Consider the following 15,296-nt stretch of genomic DNA (forward strand, 5'->3'; position numbering starts at 1 on the left):
GGGCGGCGGCCCTCCCGTACCGGCGGCTAGGGCGGAGCCCCGGCCCTCCCTCGCCGGGGCGATCCTCCGGACGCGCACCGGCGTGGCGGGAGGGGAGGGGGCGGTGCCGGTCGTGCCCGTACGAGCCCGCGCGGGGTCCACCGCGCGCTGGACGGCCCTGGGCTCCGGCGCGGACGCGGCGGAAGGAGCGGGGGCCGTGAAGGAGCGCACCGGCAGTTCGGACGGCGCGTTCAGGGGCGTCGTCGCCGGTGCCGGCTCGGCCGGTGTGGAGGGCGGGGGCACGGCGGGCGCACCGGCCGACGCCGGGTCCTGCCGGGGGCCCGTGGTCCCCGGCAGGACCCGACCACGGTCACCGAGCAGCGGAGCGTCGTCGCGGAGCCGGGCGGTCGGCGGCAGCGAGGGGAGGGCGGCGCCGATCCCGCCGCGGGTACGCGCCCGTGAGCCGGACCCGTCCGCCGGTTGCGGGGACCGAGGGGGGCGGGGGTGGCTCGACGGCTCCGGCCCACCCGTGGGGTGCGACCGTTCCGGCGTGGGCGCCGATGCCCTTCCCGGGGCAGGGGCAGGAGCGGGGGCCGGTGACGGGGCAGGCGCGGGAGCCGGTGACGACTGGATCGGCAGGGGAGACCGGGCCTGCGGAGACGGTTGCTGACGCGCCGAGGGCTTCGCCGGCTCCGGCGGGAATGCCGTGGCCGCCGAGTCCGGCGTCTGCCGCCCCAGCACGGGCATGCCCGCTTCCCCTCGCTCTGCCGGGCCGGAGGGCACGGCCATGCCCTGCGCCGCCGGGCCGGAGGGCACGGCCCCGGCGGGCAGCTCGCGCAGAGGTCTGCCCAGGGCGGGGCGCACCGTCGTGGGGGCGGGACCGTCAGCGGCGCGGTGCGGCGGCGGTGCAACGTCCGGCGGGTCGGCCGGAGTCGACCCGCCGGGGCCGCCGCCCGGCCGGTCGGGCGCGGTCGGCCGCACGGTGGTCGTGGTGCCGGAAGCGGCCGGTTCGGAGGGTGCGGATGGTGCGGATGGCGGAATCCCGGCGATGTGCCGCAGCTTCATCGCCGGACGCCGGGCCACGGTCAGGGGCGGGGCGCTCCGCCTCGGACGTACGGCGGCGGGCCGGGCCCGCTGGACCGAAGCCGAAGCCGAGGCCGGAGCTGAAACCGACGACGAAGCCGGTCCGGTGTCCACGGGACGCCACGGCGCGGGCGTGGCGGCCGGGTCCGGACTCTCGGCAGCCGTCGTGTCCTTCGCCGGATCCGCCCCCGCCGTGGCCGGTGGAACGGCATCGCGACCGGTCGGCGGCCGAGGCCGCCGCCCAGGCGCCCCGCTCGGCCGCCGGCCGATCGCGGGGACCGGCTTCCCGCCGGTCGTATGAGTCGCATGAGTCGTATGACCCGCCGGGTCCGCCCCGGGCTCCGCTTCCCCGTCCGCACCGGTCCAGGCGGCGCGCAGCAGCAGCGGTCCACCGGAGGAAACGGAACGCGGGCCGCCCGGACGGGCGACGCCGTGGATGAGGCCCACCGGTGCGGACGGCAGTACGGCATGGCCGAGTTCGCCCCCGAACGAGGGGTTCTGCCACGCGGCGAGGCCGGACCTGAACCGCAGTCCGTCGCTCACCCCGATCGAGGACCGGGCGACGATCGGCGCCGGCGGCGCGACCCGCCGCCAGCCGCCGTCCCAGTCGTCGTGCCAGCCGCCGTCCCGGCCGCCGCTCCGCCCGGCTTCCGGCGCCGGACCGCGCCCGGCGTCCGCCCCGGCTCCGGCCACGCCCCCGTCCCCATCCCCGGCCACGTCCTGGGAGGGTGCCCCGGCCCGCAGCCGGTCCCCTCGGCGGAACCAGTCCGCGAATCCCACTCGATCACCCGCCTTCGTTGACGCGGGTGTTGATCCGCGCAATCTCCCGCACCCACTGCTGACGCTCGCCGTGGGTGAGGTCGAGGATGTCCTCGCGCTGCCAGTGGAAGTGGTAGGCGATGTACGCGATCTCCTCCCGCAGCCGGGGAAGCGCGTACGTCACGATTCCCCCAGGCGCCCACCCGAGAGATCCACCTCGAACGATCCATGGCACAGCGGACAGGTCACCGCGGCGTGCGTATGGCCCTCGCTGTTGATCCGGCGGTAGAAGTCCTGGAGAAACGCCACATCCGTGGCGTACATCCGCTCGACGACCCCGGCGTGCACATCGGTGACCTCACCGAGCCGGGTGATCACCTGGCTCAGCAGCACCACGCTCAGATACGCCGGGTTCTCCTTCACCCGCAGATCGATCTGCGGGCGGAGCTCGTCCCGTGCCGTCGCGAGCCGCATCGAGCCGTGCCGGTGCACCCGGCCGTCGTCGTCGACGTAGCCGCGCGGGAGCTCGAACGCGAACTCCGTACGCAGCTCCTGCCCGTCCCGCTCCCGGGCCCCGGGCGGCGCGGGAGTCTCCGCGCGTGCGGCGGGCGGGGCGGGCGCGAGATCGTCCCGGAGGTCGTCGAGCCCGCCGGACGTAACGGTCCTGCGCCTCATTCGACGACGATCTCCTCGAAGGTGATGGTCACCGTCTCGGTGGCGGCGCTGGACTCGCCGGCCTTCAGCGAGGGGCCCTCCCATTTACTGGCCCACCCCTGCATCAGCTGGATGCGCCGGACCGTCGCGCCCGTCGAGTCCTTGATCTCGATGGTCAGGTTCTGGCGCGCGGTGTCGACGGCCCCGTTGTTGAGCGTCTCCTTGATCCAGTTGGTGAACTCGCTGCTCTGGTCGAGTCCGCGGGTGATCGTCACCTCGCCCGCCTGGCGTGCGCCGGGCTGCTTGCGGATGATCTGCTTGCCCTCGGCGGTCACCTGACGGACCTCGACGACTTCCTCCTCGACGGTCATGCCGCTGACCTCTTGGATCGACTCGACGAGATAGCCGCCGAGCTGCACGCCGAAGACGTGGGTGGAAAGAGCGTCGCCCTCTGCCATGACTCTGTGTCACCTATTCGTTCGCGGACCCTGCCGGGTCACTCGTTGACGAGGCTGGTGCTGTCGGAGAACTGTGCGAGGCGGAAGACCACGAACTCCGCGGGCTTCACCGGCGCCACGCCGATCTCGCACACGACCTGGCCGAGGTCGATCGACTCCGGCGGATTGTTGTCGCGGTCGCACTTGACGTAGAACGCCTCTTCGGCCGTGCGGCCGAAGAGAGCGCCCCGGCGCCACTCCTCGGTGAGAAAGGCGATGACGTTGCGCCGGATGCTCGACCACAGGCGGTCGTCGTTCGGCTCGAACACCACCCATTGGGTGCCCAGGAGGATCGACTCCTCCAGATAGTTGAAGAGACGGCGTACGTTGAGATAGCGCCAGGCCGGGTCGGAGGAGAGCGTGCGCGCGCCCCAGATCCGGATGCCGCGCCCGGGGAAGGCGCGTACGCAGTTGACGCCGATCGGGTTGAGCAGGTCCTGTTCGCCCTTGCTGAGGCGGATCTCCAGATCCACCGCGCCGCGGATGACCTCGTTGGCGGGGGCCTTGTGCACACCGCGCTCGCTGTCGCTGCGCGCCCAGACGCCGGCGACATGGCCGCTCGGCGGCACCAGGGTGTTGCGGCCGGTCGCCGGGTCGAAGACCTTGAGCCACGGGTAGTACACGGTGGCGTAGCGCGAGTCGAATCCGGCGTCGTCGTTGCGCCAGGCGCGGACGCGCTGGGCGTTCATGCCGGGCGGGGCGTCCAGGACGGCGACCCGGTCGCCCATCTGCTCGCAGTGCGAGATCACCGCCAGCTGGACGGTCTTGACGCCCTCGGCGTCGATGTCCCCGCGCTGGTAGGCGCTCATCAGGTCCGGTACGGCGACCATGGTGACCTCGTCGATCGCTTCGAGGCCCGCGAACCCGGTGCGGGCCGAGGCGTCGCCGACGTACTCGGACGGGTCGATCCGTGCCACGCCGGCCCCGGGGCCGGCGGCGGGGGGCGCGAGGGAGAGGGTCTGCTTCTCGGGGCGGCTCTGGGCCGCCCCGGGCTGCTCGGTGACCTCGATGAGCTTGGACTCGCGGGTCTGGGTGACCAGATAGCCCTTGACGTTCTTGCGGCTGGAGACGTCGTAGGTCTCCACCGTCTTGCCGGCCCGCCGCACCAGCAGCCGGAAGCGGTCCTCCGGAGGGTTGTCGCCCTCGGCGTCGGCGACCTCCACGGAGAGGTCTCCCCCGGCGCCGGGCCGTGCGGAGACGAGGAACCCTCCGATGGCGACGGGCGGGACCGCTTCGGGCTCGGCTCCCCGCGCCGAGTCCGAGTCCTGCGCGGGGCCGCCGATGCGCACGATGTAGGCCGCGCCGCCGCCGTTGGCGAAGTAGCCGTAGACCGCGGCCGTCAGATAGGTGTCGGCGGTGAAGGCGCCGAAGGTCTGGACGTACTGATCCCAGTTGGTCACCAGCGTCGGCTGGTGGAAGGGGCCGGTCTCCGCGAAGCCGACGAAGGCCGCGACCGCGGTGCCGACTCCCTCGATGGGCCGCGCTCCGGACTGCACCTCTTCCACGTATACACCGGGGGTGAGGTACGACGGCATGCTCGCTCCTTCGGGTGGTCATCCGTTCGGCGCTCAGTCTTGCCCGGCGGCCGTGGCGGGCAGTAGGCCGCAAGGTCCTGGACCCGGGGCAAGGTCACTGCCTTTCCGGGCACCCGCGTGACGGCGATTCCTGCCCTCGCGGACCGGCGCGTGGACCGGCACCCGGACCGGCGCGTGGACCTGTGCCCGGACCTGCTTATGTCCGGCTCCGGCCGATGCCCGTGCGCGCGTCTCCCCTGCCCCGGGAATCCCGGACATCGCACGTCGCGCCCGCGACGGTTGGGCAATAAATGCCAAGACATCGAGAATCAGCCAGAATTTACCGCGTATTACGAGCCGTCAGGGGAGGTCTCAGTGGCTGAAACGGACCCTTGGCCGCCCACCCGGGCCCGCGACCGTACACCCTCCACCCCGCCGTCCGGAGTGACGGGGAATTTAAAGGTATAGACCTTTAATGTTGATAAGAGAAGGAATCCGCCAACGATCGGCAAGACGGGTTTCCCCCGGCCGGGTTTTCTGCTGTTCTCATCCCCCCTAGGGGGGAGGCCCCCTGGAGGGAGGCGGGAGGCCCGGCGCTGTTGTCTCTTCGGTCGTCTCCGCAGTCGTCTCTGCGGCTGTCTCTACGGTGCGACATCGCTCAGTACGCCGCTGACGTTGAGCACCTGGTGGCATTCGGAAGCCTGCGTCCCGGTCGCTGGAGTGCCAGGTTTCGCGCAGGTCACGGCGGCGGTGACCGTGGCGTTCGCCGGAATCTGGATGGGGGTGACCCAGTGGTAGTCCTGATTGCGAAAGGTCTCCAGAGCGATGGTGGTGATCTTCCGCTCTCCGAAGGAGATGGTCAGCACCCCTTCGTCGCCCTGGAAGTTCGCCACCACGATGTCCGTGACGCGGAACACCTTCCCCTCCGGGACCCGGTACGTTCCCTCCTTCTCGTCCCCGGTCCCGGTCTGCACATCGATCGTCGCCGAGCTCTGCTCGGCTTCCCCGGCGCCCGTGCCCGTGCCCGTGCTGGAACCGCCCGGAGCACCGCCCGTCTCACCGCCCGGAGCGGAGCCTCCAGGCGGGGCCGACTCCCCCGGAGCGGTCCCCTGTCCTTGGCTCTGGCCCTGGTTCTGGCCCTGCCCGCCGGACGGGGCGTCCGTGCCGCCCGGCGTCGCCCCGTCCTGCTGCCGGGCGCGGGCCGTCTCCTCCTGCGCGGCCTGGGTCGCCGCCTGCTTCGCGGTGCTCCGCACCGCGGGCCGGACCAGCGCGAACCACACGAGCAGCAGCGCGAGCAGCGCGGCCAGGACGATCAGCAGCCACCTCGGCAGCAACGGCAGTTGCGCGAACTCGCCCGGCAGCGCCTCGGCCCGGCCGGGCGGCTCTCCTCCGGCGTCTCCCTCGGCGCTCTCCGCGGCGCTCTCCGCGGCCTCGACCTCGAACGGCCAGGCGACCGGCTCGCCGAACCAGATCGGCCGCTGGGCCCGTACCCGCAGTCGCGCCTCGGCGGACTCGCCCGGCTCCAGCCGCCATCGGCCCGGAGTGAAGGTCAGCCGCAGTTCCTCCCCGGCCTGTGTGCCGGTGAGGGCGACGTCGACCGCGGTGTTCCCCTTGTTCTGTACCGCGGTCCGGAAACGGGCGCCCAGCCAGCCGCGGCGCCGGCCCGGGTCCAGCTCCGCCCGGAGCTCGTGAAAGGGCTCGATGACCACCGTCGCCTCGGGGACCACCACCGACTCGGGGTGCTCCGCGGGCAGCACCCGGACGCCCAGGGGCGTCTCGCCCGCCCGGACCTCGTGGGACCGGGGCGGCGCGAGCGTCACGGTCACGGCCTCGGAGGTGCCCGGATAGAGGGACACCCGCGCCGGCTCGACGGTGCTCCACGCGGCGCAGTCGCCGACCACTTCGAGCGTGTACGCCTCGACGATGTCGCCGTCATTGCGCACGGTGAGGGTCATCGTCGCTTCGGCGCCGGGCGACACCGTCACCGTGGGCCTGTCGAGTTCGGCAGATGCAGTCACGATGCGACGTTAAGCCGCCCCCGCCGACCGGCAGCAGAGACGCGAGGGCAACGAGCGGGCAGGGGTGGTGCCCCGGCGGCACACCGGCACGGCGTCCCCGCGCTCCCTCCCCGGGCCCGGGCCCCCTGCCTGAGGCCGGTGCGGTCGAGAGCGTCGACAGACATACCACGCGGAAGCACCTGAGAAAGACGGGCACGGAACGATGACGACGACGGACATGAACAACAGGACGGCGGAGCGCGGCCGGTACCGCGGGCCCGCCGTATCGGATCGCTCCGCCGAGGGCGGCGACCAGAGGACTTCCGGCGGGAGAGTCTCCGTAGCGGTGTACGCGGAGGACCTGATCCTGCAGACCGGCACGGTCCACCAGCTGCGTACGCGGCCCGAGATAGAACTGCTCGCGGAGTCCGAGGCCGACCGGGCCCAAGTCTCGTTAGTGGTCGTGGACATGATGGACGAGCCCACCGTCCGGCTGCTGCACCGCCTCCAGCGCAACACCGCGACCCGCACCGGGCTCGTCGTCGGTCTCTTCGAATCGGGCGCGCTCCAGACGATGATCGAATGCGGCGTCGCCGCCGTGCTGCGGCGCGGGGAGGCCGACCCGGACCGTCTCGTCCACCTGGTGACGGCGATGGCGAACGGTGAGGGCGTGCTCCCGGGCGATCTGCTCGGAAAGCTCCTCGACCATGTCAGCAGCCTCCAGCGCACGGTCCTCGACCCCCGGGGGCTCTCGCTCTCCACCCTCACGGCGCGGGAGGCGGAGATGATCAGGCTGGTGTCGGAGGGCTTCGACACCGCGGAGATCGCCGAGCGGACCTCGTACTCCGAACGGACCGTCAAGAACGTGCTGCACGAGGTGTCGACACGGCTCGAACTGCGCAACCGGGCCCATGCCGTCGGGTACGCCATGCGGCACGGGCTCATCTGACGCCCTGCCGCTCCAACGCTCCGGGGGGAGGGACCGCCGCAAAGGGCAGCGGCTCCTTCCCCCGCTCCGGGTGCTCCGGGCCTGTTCTCTGCTCCGAGCGAGCACGATGCTTGTGGTGGAGAGTCGTCGATCTGACTGTGAGGTGGGCCGTGACCGGCACCGCTGGCCCGTCGATCCACACCCGGCTGGGCCGACTGACGGGCGCCGTGGTGCTGTTGGCGCCGCTGCTGGCGGTGGGCCCCGCGTCCGCCCCGCAGGGCACGCCGGGGCTCGCCGCAGCGGCGGCGGACGACACCCTGGCGGAGGCCGGACGCATCGGCTTCGCCGGCACCGAACACCGCAGCCTCGGCCGGGTCGCCGACCCGCAGACCAGCGACCCGCTGTTCGGCCCCGGACCGGCCCACTACGACCAGGATCCCTCCGCACGCGGCGAGACGCTGGTCTTCACCAGCCGGCGCGACTCCGCGCGACCGCAGGTGTACGTACGCGACGCGGACGGGGCGGTGCGCAAGCTCACCACCGGCCGGGACGCCGCACACCCCGAACTCTCCCCGGACGGGGAGACCGTGGTGTTCGACTCCGCGGAGCCGGACCCGGGACCAGGACCGGGCGACGCGGCCCAGCGCGATCTGTGGACGGTCGGGGTCGACGGCTCCGGCCTGCGACGGCTGACGGAGACCGCCGACGACGAGACCTCCCCGACCTACTCCCCGGACGGCTCCCGGATCGCGTACTCCGGCGACGGCGGCCCCGTGCTGGGCCGGCAGATATACGAGCGGGCCGTGTCCGGCGGCCAGGCGACCCGGATCAGCGACGGCCCGCCCGGCGACGCCACCGAGCCGGCGTGGAACCCGGTGGACGACGACTCCCACCGCGCGCTCGTCGCGTACACCCTCGAAACGGACGACGGGACCGGACCCCGGCTCCGGGTGACCGAGGGCCTCGGAACCGACCGTCCCCTGCTGGCCGGGGACCAGGCCGGCTGGGCCACCCGCTCGGCCGGCTGGCTGCCGGACGGGAACGACCTGGTCTTCCTCAGCCCCGATCCGGACTGCGACTGCGACCACGTCCACCGGGCGACCGCCTTCGCCGGCGCCGCACCGCAGCAGGTGCTCGGCGAGGACCGCGCGGTCGAGTCGCCCGTCTGGCTCGGCTCCATGGGCTCCGGGGCCGTCGTCGTGGCGCGGACGAGCGCCTCGGCGGCGAACGTGGTGACGCTCCAGGACGTCAGAGCGGACGGCTCGGACCCCCGCGACCTCGGACTCACCCTGCTGCGCGAGGACCCGGCCGCCTATACGAACACCGACCCCGCCGTCGATCCGCTGTTCAACCCGGCCGAGGGCTACGACCCGTGGACCGAGCGGCAGAACTACACGCCGGACGGCAGACGTGTCGTCGTGACCCGCTTCGAGGACTTGGACGCCGGGCGCGTCGAGCGCATCTGGCTGACCGACGCCGACGGCTCGAACGCGGCGCCGATGCCGCTCGCCGGACGCGGCCCCCGCGACTGGGACACCGACCCCACCTTCTCACCGGACGGCACCAAGCTGGCGTTCACCAGGACCTCGCCCGGCGGGGTCGGCGGGGCCGCGGGGCCGAGCCGCATCGTCATCGCGGAGGTCGCCACCGGGGCGGTCATCGGCGAGATCGTCCCGCCGGACGGGGAGCAGACGGGCGGCGACGCGCAGCCGACCTGGTCGTCGGACGGCACCACCCTCGCCTTCACCCGCAATCAGGTGATCGACGGCGCCGGCGGCTTCAAACACGTCTGGACCGTGCCGGTGAACGCGCTCGACCAGCAGCGGAACCTCAGCGTCACCGTCTGCCCCGATGGCTGCGGGGTGATCGACGACAGCCCCGCCTTCTCCCCCGACGGCGGCACGCTCGCCATGAACCGCAAGGACGGCGGCGGCGTGGTCAACGAGCGCGCCGGAATCGTGGTGACCTCGCTGACCGGCGGCGACTGCCGGGTCGTGCTGCCGTCCGTCCAGCGGGACGACCCCGACGCCTGCCGCAAGGCCATTCCCGACACCTCGCAGACCGGCCCCTTCCAGCCCCGCGACGCGGCCTGGTCGCCGGACGCGGAACAACTGGTGCTGAGCTCGCGCAGAGCGGTCGCGCCGAACTCCCCGGAGCAGCTGTCCGTGCTCGACCTCGCCTCCGGCGAGCTGACGCCGCTGGGCGACGGACTCCCCGGACGGCAGAAGGAGCCCGCCTTCCAGCAGTCGGTCGATCTGTCGCTGACCGCGCCGCCGACCGGACCCACGGTGGAGGTCGGCTCCTCCGTGTCGGTGACGGTCACCGTCACCAACCAGGGCCCCGCGCCCTCGCCCGGCACCACGTTCACCGTCGACGCCCCGGCCGGAGTGCACTTGGAGGAGCTCACCACCACGGCCGGGAGCTGCGCCGCCGGGTCACCCCAGTGCGCCCTGGGCGTACTCCGGCCCGGGGCCGGTGCGCAGATCACGGCCCGGCTGACCGGAGTGACGACGGGGGACCAGCGGATCGGCTGGTCGGTCGCCGGAGCCGTACTCGATCCGAACCCCACGGACAACGCCGCCGGGACGATCCTCCCGGTCCAGGACACGCCCCCCACGCCGTCGCCTTCGCCTACTCCGTCGCCTACGTCTACGCCTTCGCCTTCCCCTTCGGAGCCCACGCCTTCGGAGTCCACGTCACGTCCGCCTTCTCCCTCGCCTTCGGAGTCCACGTCGCCTGAGCCGCCCGAACCCGAGGCGGGGCCCGCCGTCACGGTGCGGGCGCAGCCCAGCCCCGGCTTCGTCGGCGGCCGGGTGGTGGTGACGTACACCGTGCGCAACGGCGAGAACGCGCTCGCCACCGGTCTGCGGCTGAGGCTCGGACTGCCCTCGCGGATCCCCGCGGGTTCGCTCCCGGCGGGCTGCGCCGCCGGGGTGTGCGCGCTGTCCGACCTGGCGCCGGGGGCCTCCACGGTCGTCCGCGTCGTACTGTCGCCGGACCGGGCGCTGAGGACCTCCGTCACCGCGAGGCTGACCACGACCGGTACCGACGCCGACGCCGGCGACAACGTCTCCCGAATCCCGCTGCGCATCCTCCAGCCCCGTATCGTCGCGGTGCCCGCCGTCGGCGAACCGGGGTTCGTCACCTCCGTACGGGGCAGGGACTTCCCGCCCGGAGCGCCGGTGAAGCTCACCTGGAAGCCCGGGATCACGGCGACCGCGCCGGCCGCCGTCCCACGCGGCGACCGTACGTTCATCGCGCAGCTGCTGATCCTGGTGAAAGACCAGACGGGGCCGCGCACGATCACCGCCGAGGGACCGGGGTTCACCCCGGTCACCACACCCTTCCTGGTGGTCGGCGGCACCATCGTCCCGCCGGACGAGACGGGGCGCCGGTGATCCACGAAGTGGACGAGGGGCTACGGCTGCTGATGGTCGAGGCCGGCCTCCAGGAGAGCGGCGTCGAGCTGGTCTTCGACGCGCCGACGAAGGACTGGGCCGCCCGGCGCAACGCCCCCACGATCAGCGTCTTCCTCCACGGCATCCGTGAGGACACCGACCGCCGCCGTACCGGCACGGCCGAGGAGTACGACGACCGGGGAATCGTCATCGGCCGGCGGACCCAGCCGCGCTGGTTCGAGCTGACCTATCTGGTCACCGCCTGGACCAACCGCCCGCAGGACGAGCACCGGCTGCTCTCCGAGGTGTTGCGCTGCCTCGTACGGTCCGACGTGCTGCCCGTCCGTATGCGCACGGGCAGCCTCGCCGAGCTCGGGCTGACGGTGGAGATCGAGGCGGCGGGCCGGAGCGCCGACGGGCCGTCCGCCTCGGATCTGTGGTCCGCGCTCGGCGGTGAGCTCAAGGCCGGGATCGACCTGCGCGTATGGGCGCCGCTGGCCGGTGAGCGAACTCCCGTGGGCCCGCCGGTCACCGAAGGGCTGGTGGTGCGGGCCGCGCCCGCACCGGGCGGCGACGGGGCAGCACCGGGGCGACGGCTGCGCTACCACGGGGCGTCCGATCCCGAGGCGTCCGACCTCGGAGCGTCCGATCCCGGAGCGTCAGACCCCGGGGCATCCGATTCCGGGGTATCCGACCCCAGCGCGTCCGACCTCGGCGGGCATGGCTTCGCACCGGAACGTGAACGGCGGTCGCCGCCCGGCCGGCGCAGGCGCGGGGGCGGGGGCACGGCTCGATGACCATGACACCGGATGCCCGCGCCGTCCATGAACCGTCGGCCGTTCGTGAACCGTCCGACCCGGAGGCTATCCGTGAACCGTCCGACCCGGAGGCCGTACGTGAGCCGTCCGACCCGGAGGCCGTACGTGAACCGTCCGACCCGGAGGCCGTACGTGAGCCGTCCGGCCCCCAAGCGGCGGGCGTCGAGGACCTCTGGCAGCGGCTCGCCCATGTCGAGCAGCGGGTCAGACACGCCGTGGCGGCCCGGCACGCCGTCGACCCGGAACCGGACGATCCGTACCGGGGGCAGTACCTCACCCCCGAGGCGGTGGAGCGGATCGTCGCGTCCCGCGACGCGTTCGCGCCCGTACCGGCGTACGGCTCCGGGCCCGCGCCGCACTCCCCGCCCGGGAGCCGGATCGGGCGGCTCGCCGAGGACTTCGGCCTGGCGCCGCTCGATGTCGAGCTGCTGCTGATCGCGCTGGCCCCCGATGTCGACATCCGGTTCGAGCGGCTCTACGGCTACCTCAACGACGATCTCACCCGGCGCAGACCCGCCATCGGCCTGGCACTCGAACTCTGCGGACTGCCCGCCGCGAGCTCCGGCCGCTTCCGGTTCTCGCCGTCCGCCCCGCTCGTCGCGGGCGGGCTGCTGGAGATCCTGGAAGCCGACCGTCCGCTGCTCTCGCGGGTGCTGCGGGCGCCGGACCGGATCACCGCGCATCTGCTCGGCGACGACGAGACCGACGGGAGGCTGCACGGCCTCGTCCGGGCGGCCTGGCCCGGGGCGGAGCCCGGCACGGGACCGGAGGCCCGGCGGGTCGCGGCGGCGCTGGGCACGGGCAGCGGACTGGTGTATCTGCTCGACCGGGGCGGCGACCCCGGCGGGCTGGCGGTCGAGGCGCTGCTCGCCGCCGGGCGCCGTCCGCTGGTGGTCGACGCCCCGGCGCTCGCCGCCGCTCCCGGACCGGCGGAGCTCGTACGGGCGCTGGCGGCCGAGGCCCGGCTGAGCCGCGGCGGGATCGTCCTCGGGCCGGTCGAGGCGCTCGCCCCGGAGCGGCCCGAGGGGGCCCGGCTGCTCCGGGGCCTCTGCGCGGCGGTCAGCGGCGCTCCCCTGATCGTGTACGGGAAGAAGAACTGGGACCCCCTGTGGACCGGGGAGAGCCCGGTTCCGGTCCGCGTCCCGCCCCCCGGCCCCGCGGACACGGCGCGGCGGTGGCGCCGGGCGCTCGCCGAGGCCGGCGCGTCCGCCGGGCTGCCCGCCGGTCCCCCGCCGGACGACGACGGACTCATCGAGGCCACCGCCTCCTACCGGCTCGACTCGGAGCAGCTGCGCAAGGCCGCCGCCGTCGCCTCCCGGCTGGCCGTCCTGGCGGAGCGTCCGGTGGACGTGCGGGACCTGCGCACGGCGGTACGGGCGCAGAACGGCGCGGGGCTCGAACGGCTCGCCCGCCGCATCGAGCCCGCGGTCGGCTGGGACGATCTGGTGCTTCCTTCCGCGACCCGTCGCCAGCTGTCCGAGCTCGCCCTGCGCGCACGCCACCGCGACCAGGTGCTCGGGCAGTGGCGGATGCGGCCGGGCGGCGGCCGGGGGCGGGGGGTCATCGCCTTGTTCGCCGGTGAGTCCGGCACCGGCAAGACCATGTCCGCCGAGGTGGTGGCGGCGGAGCTCGGCATGGAGCTCTATGTGGTGGATCTGTCGTCCGTGGTGGACAAGTACATCGGCGAGACCGAGAAGAATCTCGAAAGGATCTTCGTCGAGGCATCCGATGTCAACGGCATCCTGCTGTTCGACGAGGCGGACGCGATCTTCGGGAAGCGCTCGGAGGTCAAGGACGCGCACGACCGCCACGCCAATGTGGAGTCGGCCTATCTGCTCCAGCGGATGGAGTCCTTCGACGGGATCGCGGTGCTCACCACCAATCTGCGGGCCCATCTCGACGAGGCTTTCACCCGCCGTCTCGATGTGATCGCGGAGTTCCCCATGCCGGACGCCGGGCAGCGGCTGGCCCTGTGGGAACGCTGCCTCGGGGAGGCGATACCCCGTGACGCGGAGCTCGATCTGGAATTCTGCGCGGGACGCTTCGAGCTGGCGGGAGGATCGATCCGCGCCTGCGCGGTGACCGCCGCCTATCTGGTGGCGGAATCGGGGACGCCGCTCGGTATGGAGCAGATCGTCTCGGCCGTGCTCCAGGAGTACCGCAAACTCGGCCGGCTGGTCCTGGAGAGCGAGTTCGGCCCGTGGCTGGAGCGTGCGCGGGGGCGCGGCGAGGGGTAGGCCGTGTCCGATGGATCGCGCCGGGGCTCGCGTGCCTTGACGATACTGTTCCCGACCGGGCTCGCGTGCCCTGGCCGCGCTGCTCCCGACCGGGCTCGCGTGCCCTGGCCGCGCTGCTCCCAGGCGCCCCCCTCCAGGCCGGTGCTGCGGGTCCGGGGCGGATGTGTGCGTCCCGGAGGGCTGGGGGCGCTGCCTTACGGGGCAACTCCCGCTGCCCGCACGGCTCTTCCTTCCACCGGGTGCGCCGCTAGGCTCGTACGGGTGAGCCCGCGGGGTGAGCGGCGTCCGGTCCGACCGTCGTCGCCCCGGTCGCGGCGGAAGGGGCCGGCAGCGGTGTACGCACATGAACGGCCGGCGAAGGCGGTGCGCCCAGGACCTTCGGCGCGGGCGGCCGGACGTGCCGGGTCGGCGTCCCGGCCCGGCCCCGGCCCGCTGACGCCCGCACGGCTGATGGAGCTCCAGCGTGCCCTCGGCAACACCGCCGTGGCGCGCATGGTCGAAGAGGAGGCCGGGCACAGCGCGGCCGGACCGGAGCACCGGCAGCCCGTACAGCGCGCCACGGCCCACACGGTGCTCCGCTCGCCGGGCCGGCCGCTGGACGACGGCGTCCGTGCCGAGATGGAGACCCGCCTCGGCTCCGACTTCTCCGATGTCCGCGTCCACGACGACAGCGCGGCCCGTGCCTCCGCCGTGGAGGTGGGGGCCCGCGCCTACACCTCGGGCAACCATGTCGTGATCGGTCCGGGCGGGGCCGACCCGCACACCCTGGCCCATGAGCTCACCCATGTCATCCAGCAGCGCGAGGGGCCCGTGGCCGGCACTGACCACGGCGACGGCCTCAAGCTCTCGGATCCGTCGGACCGCTTCGAACGCGAGGCGGAGGCCAACGCGAGGCGAGCCATGGCCGCTCGGCCGCAGAGCGCGAGCGCGGACGCCCGCTCCGGCTCCCGGACGATCTGACGCCGGGCCGACGCCGAGCCGGCGTCGGCCCGTAAGGGGCGACCCCGCGAGCCCATACAGGCCCGGGTTCCGGCTGCTCGGGAGTGCTCAGCACCGGCGACCACGGGCGACGGCCCACGCTCCCGGCCCAGCGCGTACCAACAGCACGTACCAACAGCACGTACCAACAGCACGTACCAACAGCACGGCCGGAACGGAGCACACCGCTCCACGAGTTCCCGGCACACCGCACCCCGGCCCCTGCCGCCCTCGTACGGCCGCATGCCGCCGCACCGGTCCAAGGGGCCGGATTCCGCCGGGCCCCGATGCTCACCGCCCGTCAGAAGACGCCCGCCCGGCGGTCGGAAAACCCGGCACTTGACTGAATCTACTCAATCCCGTTGTCATTCCTCGACAAAGAAAATGATCGTCTCCTACGTTTAGCGCTCGCCGGTCCTGGCGGCCACTCCCGCGACGGAGCCCCATGGCCCGA

General features: G+C 73.4%; 10 protein-coding genes and 1 pseudogene. 5 read left to right on the forward strand and 6 right to left on the reverse strand.

Going from position 1 to position 15,296, the window contains the following annotated elements; translation table 11 throughout:
* The 6 genes and pseudogenes from FF041_RS39815 to FF041_RS35560 form a co-directional block, all read right to left on the reverse strand.
* Positions 1-282: pseudogene (locus tag FF041_RS39815) on the reverse strand (hypothetical protein); the annotation flags it as partial.
* Between the two features lie 1,564 nt (positions 283-1,846).
* The gene (locus tag FF041_RS35540; protein ID WP_228387052.1) at positions 1,847-2,005 is read right to left on the reverse strand and encodes a DUF6760 family protein; all 159 of its coding nucleotides are present in this window, start codon (positions 2,003-2,005) and stop codon (positions 1,847-1,849) included.
* On the reverse strand, positions 2,002-2,496 hold the full coding sequence (locus tag FF041_RS35545) for a hypothetical protein (protein WP_153485377.1): 495 nt from the start codon (positions 2,494-2,496) through the stop codon (positions 2,002-2,004). The genes FF041_RS35540 and FF041_RS35545 overlap by 4 nt, the downstream gene beginning before the upstream one ends.
* Positions 2,493-2,933: a phage tail protein gene (locus FF041_RS35550; RefSeq protein WP_153485378.1), complete on the reverse strand. Its 441-nt coding sequence runs from the start codon at positions 2,931-2,933 to the stop codon at positions 2,493-2,495. The genes FF041_RS35545 and FF041_RS35550 overlap by 4 nt, the downstream gene beginning before the upstream one ends.
* A 38-nt stretch (positions 2,934-2,971) precedes the next feature.
* Entirely contained in the window at positions 2,972-4,507 is a 1,536-nt protein-coding gene (locus FF041_RS35555; RefSeq protein ID WP_153526635.1) for a phage tail sheath family protein, read from the reverse strand.
* A 620-nt stretch (positions 4,508-5,127) separates the two neighbouring features.
* Complete coding sequence (locus tag FF041_RS35560) at positions 5,128-6,504, reverse strand: COG1470 family protein (RefSeq protein WP_323393661.1); 1,377 nt, start codon at positions 6,502-6,504, stop codon at positions 5,128-5,130.
* A gap of 202 nt (positions 6,505-6,706) precedes the next feature.
* Between FF041_RS35560 and FF041_RS35565 the strand changes: the two genes are divergently transcribed.
* The 5 genes from FF041_RS35565 to FF041_RS35585 all read left to right on the forward strand — a co-directional run bounded on the left by FF041_RS35565 (position 6,707) and on the right by FF041_RS35585 (position 14,824).
* Positions 6,707-7,432 carry a helix-turn-helix transcriptional regulator gene (locus tag FF041_RS35565; RefSeq protein ID WP_153526637.1) on the forward strand — a complete coding sequence of 242 codons (726 nt, stop codon included), beginning with the start codon at positions 6,707-6,709 and terminating at the stop codon, positions 7,430-7,432.
* Between the two features lie 149 nt (positions 7,433-7,581).
* Positions 7,582-10,809, forward strand: a complete 3,228-nt coding sequence (locus FF041_RS35570) for a hypothetical protein (protein WP_323393662.1) — start codon at positions 7,582-7,584, stop codon at positions 10,807-10,809.
* The gene (locus FF041_RS35575) at positions 10,806-11,606 is read left to right on the forward strand and encodes a DUF4255 domain-containing protein (protein ID WP_323393663.1); all 801 of its coding nucleotides are present in this window, start codon (positions 10,806-10,808) and stop codon (positions 11,604-11,606) included. The genes FF041_RS35570 and FF041_RS35575 overlap by 4 nt, the downstream gene beginning before the upstream one ends.
* On the forward strand, positions 11,603-13,864 hold the full coding sequence (locus tag FF041_RS35580; protein ID WP_228388881.1) for an ATP-binding protein: 2,262 nt from the start codon (positions 11,603-11,605) through the stop codon (positions 13,862-13,864). Before FF041_RS35575 ends, FF041_RS35580 begins: the two co-directional genes overlap by 4 nt.
* Positions 13,865-14,197: 333 nt before the next feature.
* Positions 14,198-14,824, forward strand: a complete 627-nt coding sequence (locus tag FF041_RS35585; protein ID WP_407698228.1) for an eCIS core domain-containing protein — start codon at positions 14,198-14,200, stop codon at positions 14,822-14,824.
* Positions 14,825-15,296 lie beyond the last annotated feature (472 nt).

Origin of the sequence: Streptomyces jumonjinensis, from assembly GCF_009600885.1 — a bacterium.
GTDB classification, from domain to species: domain Bacteria; phylum Actinomycetota; class Actinomycetes; order Streptomycetales; family Streptomycetaceae; genus Streptomyces; species Streptomyces jumonjinensis.

Coding starts and splice junctions, on each gene's coding strand:
- FF041_RS35545 (WP_153485377.1), bottom strand. CDS start 2,496: ATGAGGCGCAGGACCGTTACGTCCGGCGGGCTCGACGACCTCCGGGAC.
- FF041_RS35550 (WP_153485378.1), bottom strand. CDS start 2,933: ATGGCAGAGGGCGACGCTCTTTCCACCCACGTCTTCGGCGTGCAGCTC.
- FF041_RS35580 (WP_228388881.1), top strand. CDS start 11,603: ATGACCATGACACCGGATGCCCGCGCCGTCCATGAACCGTCGGCCGTT.
- FF041_RS35555 (WP_153526635.1), bottom strand. CDS start 4,507: ATGCCGTCGTACCTCACCCCCGGTGTATACGTGGAAGAGGTGCAGTCC.
- FF041_RS35565 (WP_153526637.1), top strand. CDS start 6,707: ATGACGACGACGGACATGAACAACAGGACGGCGGAGCGCGGCCGGTAC.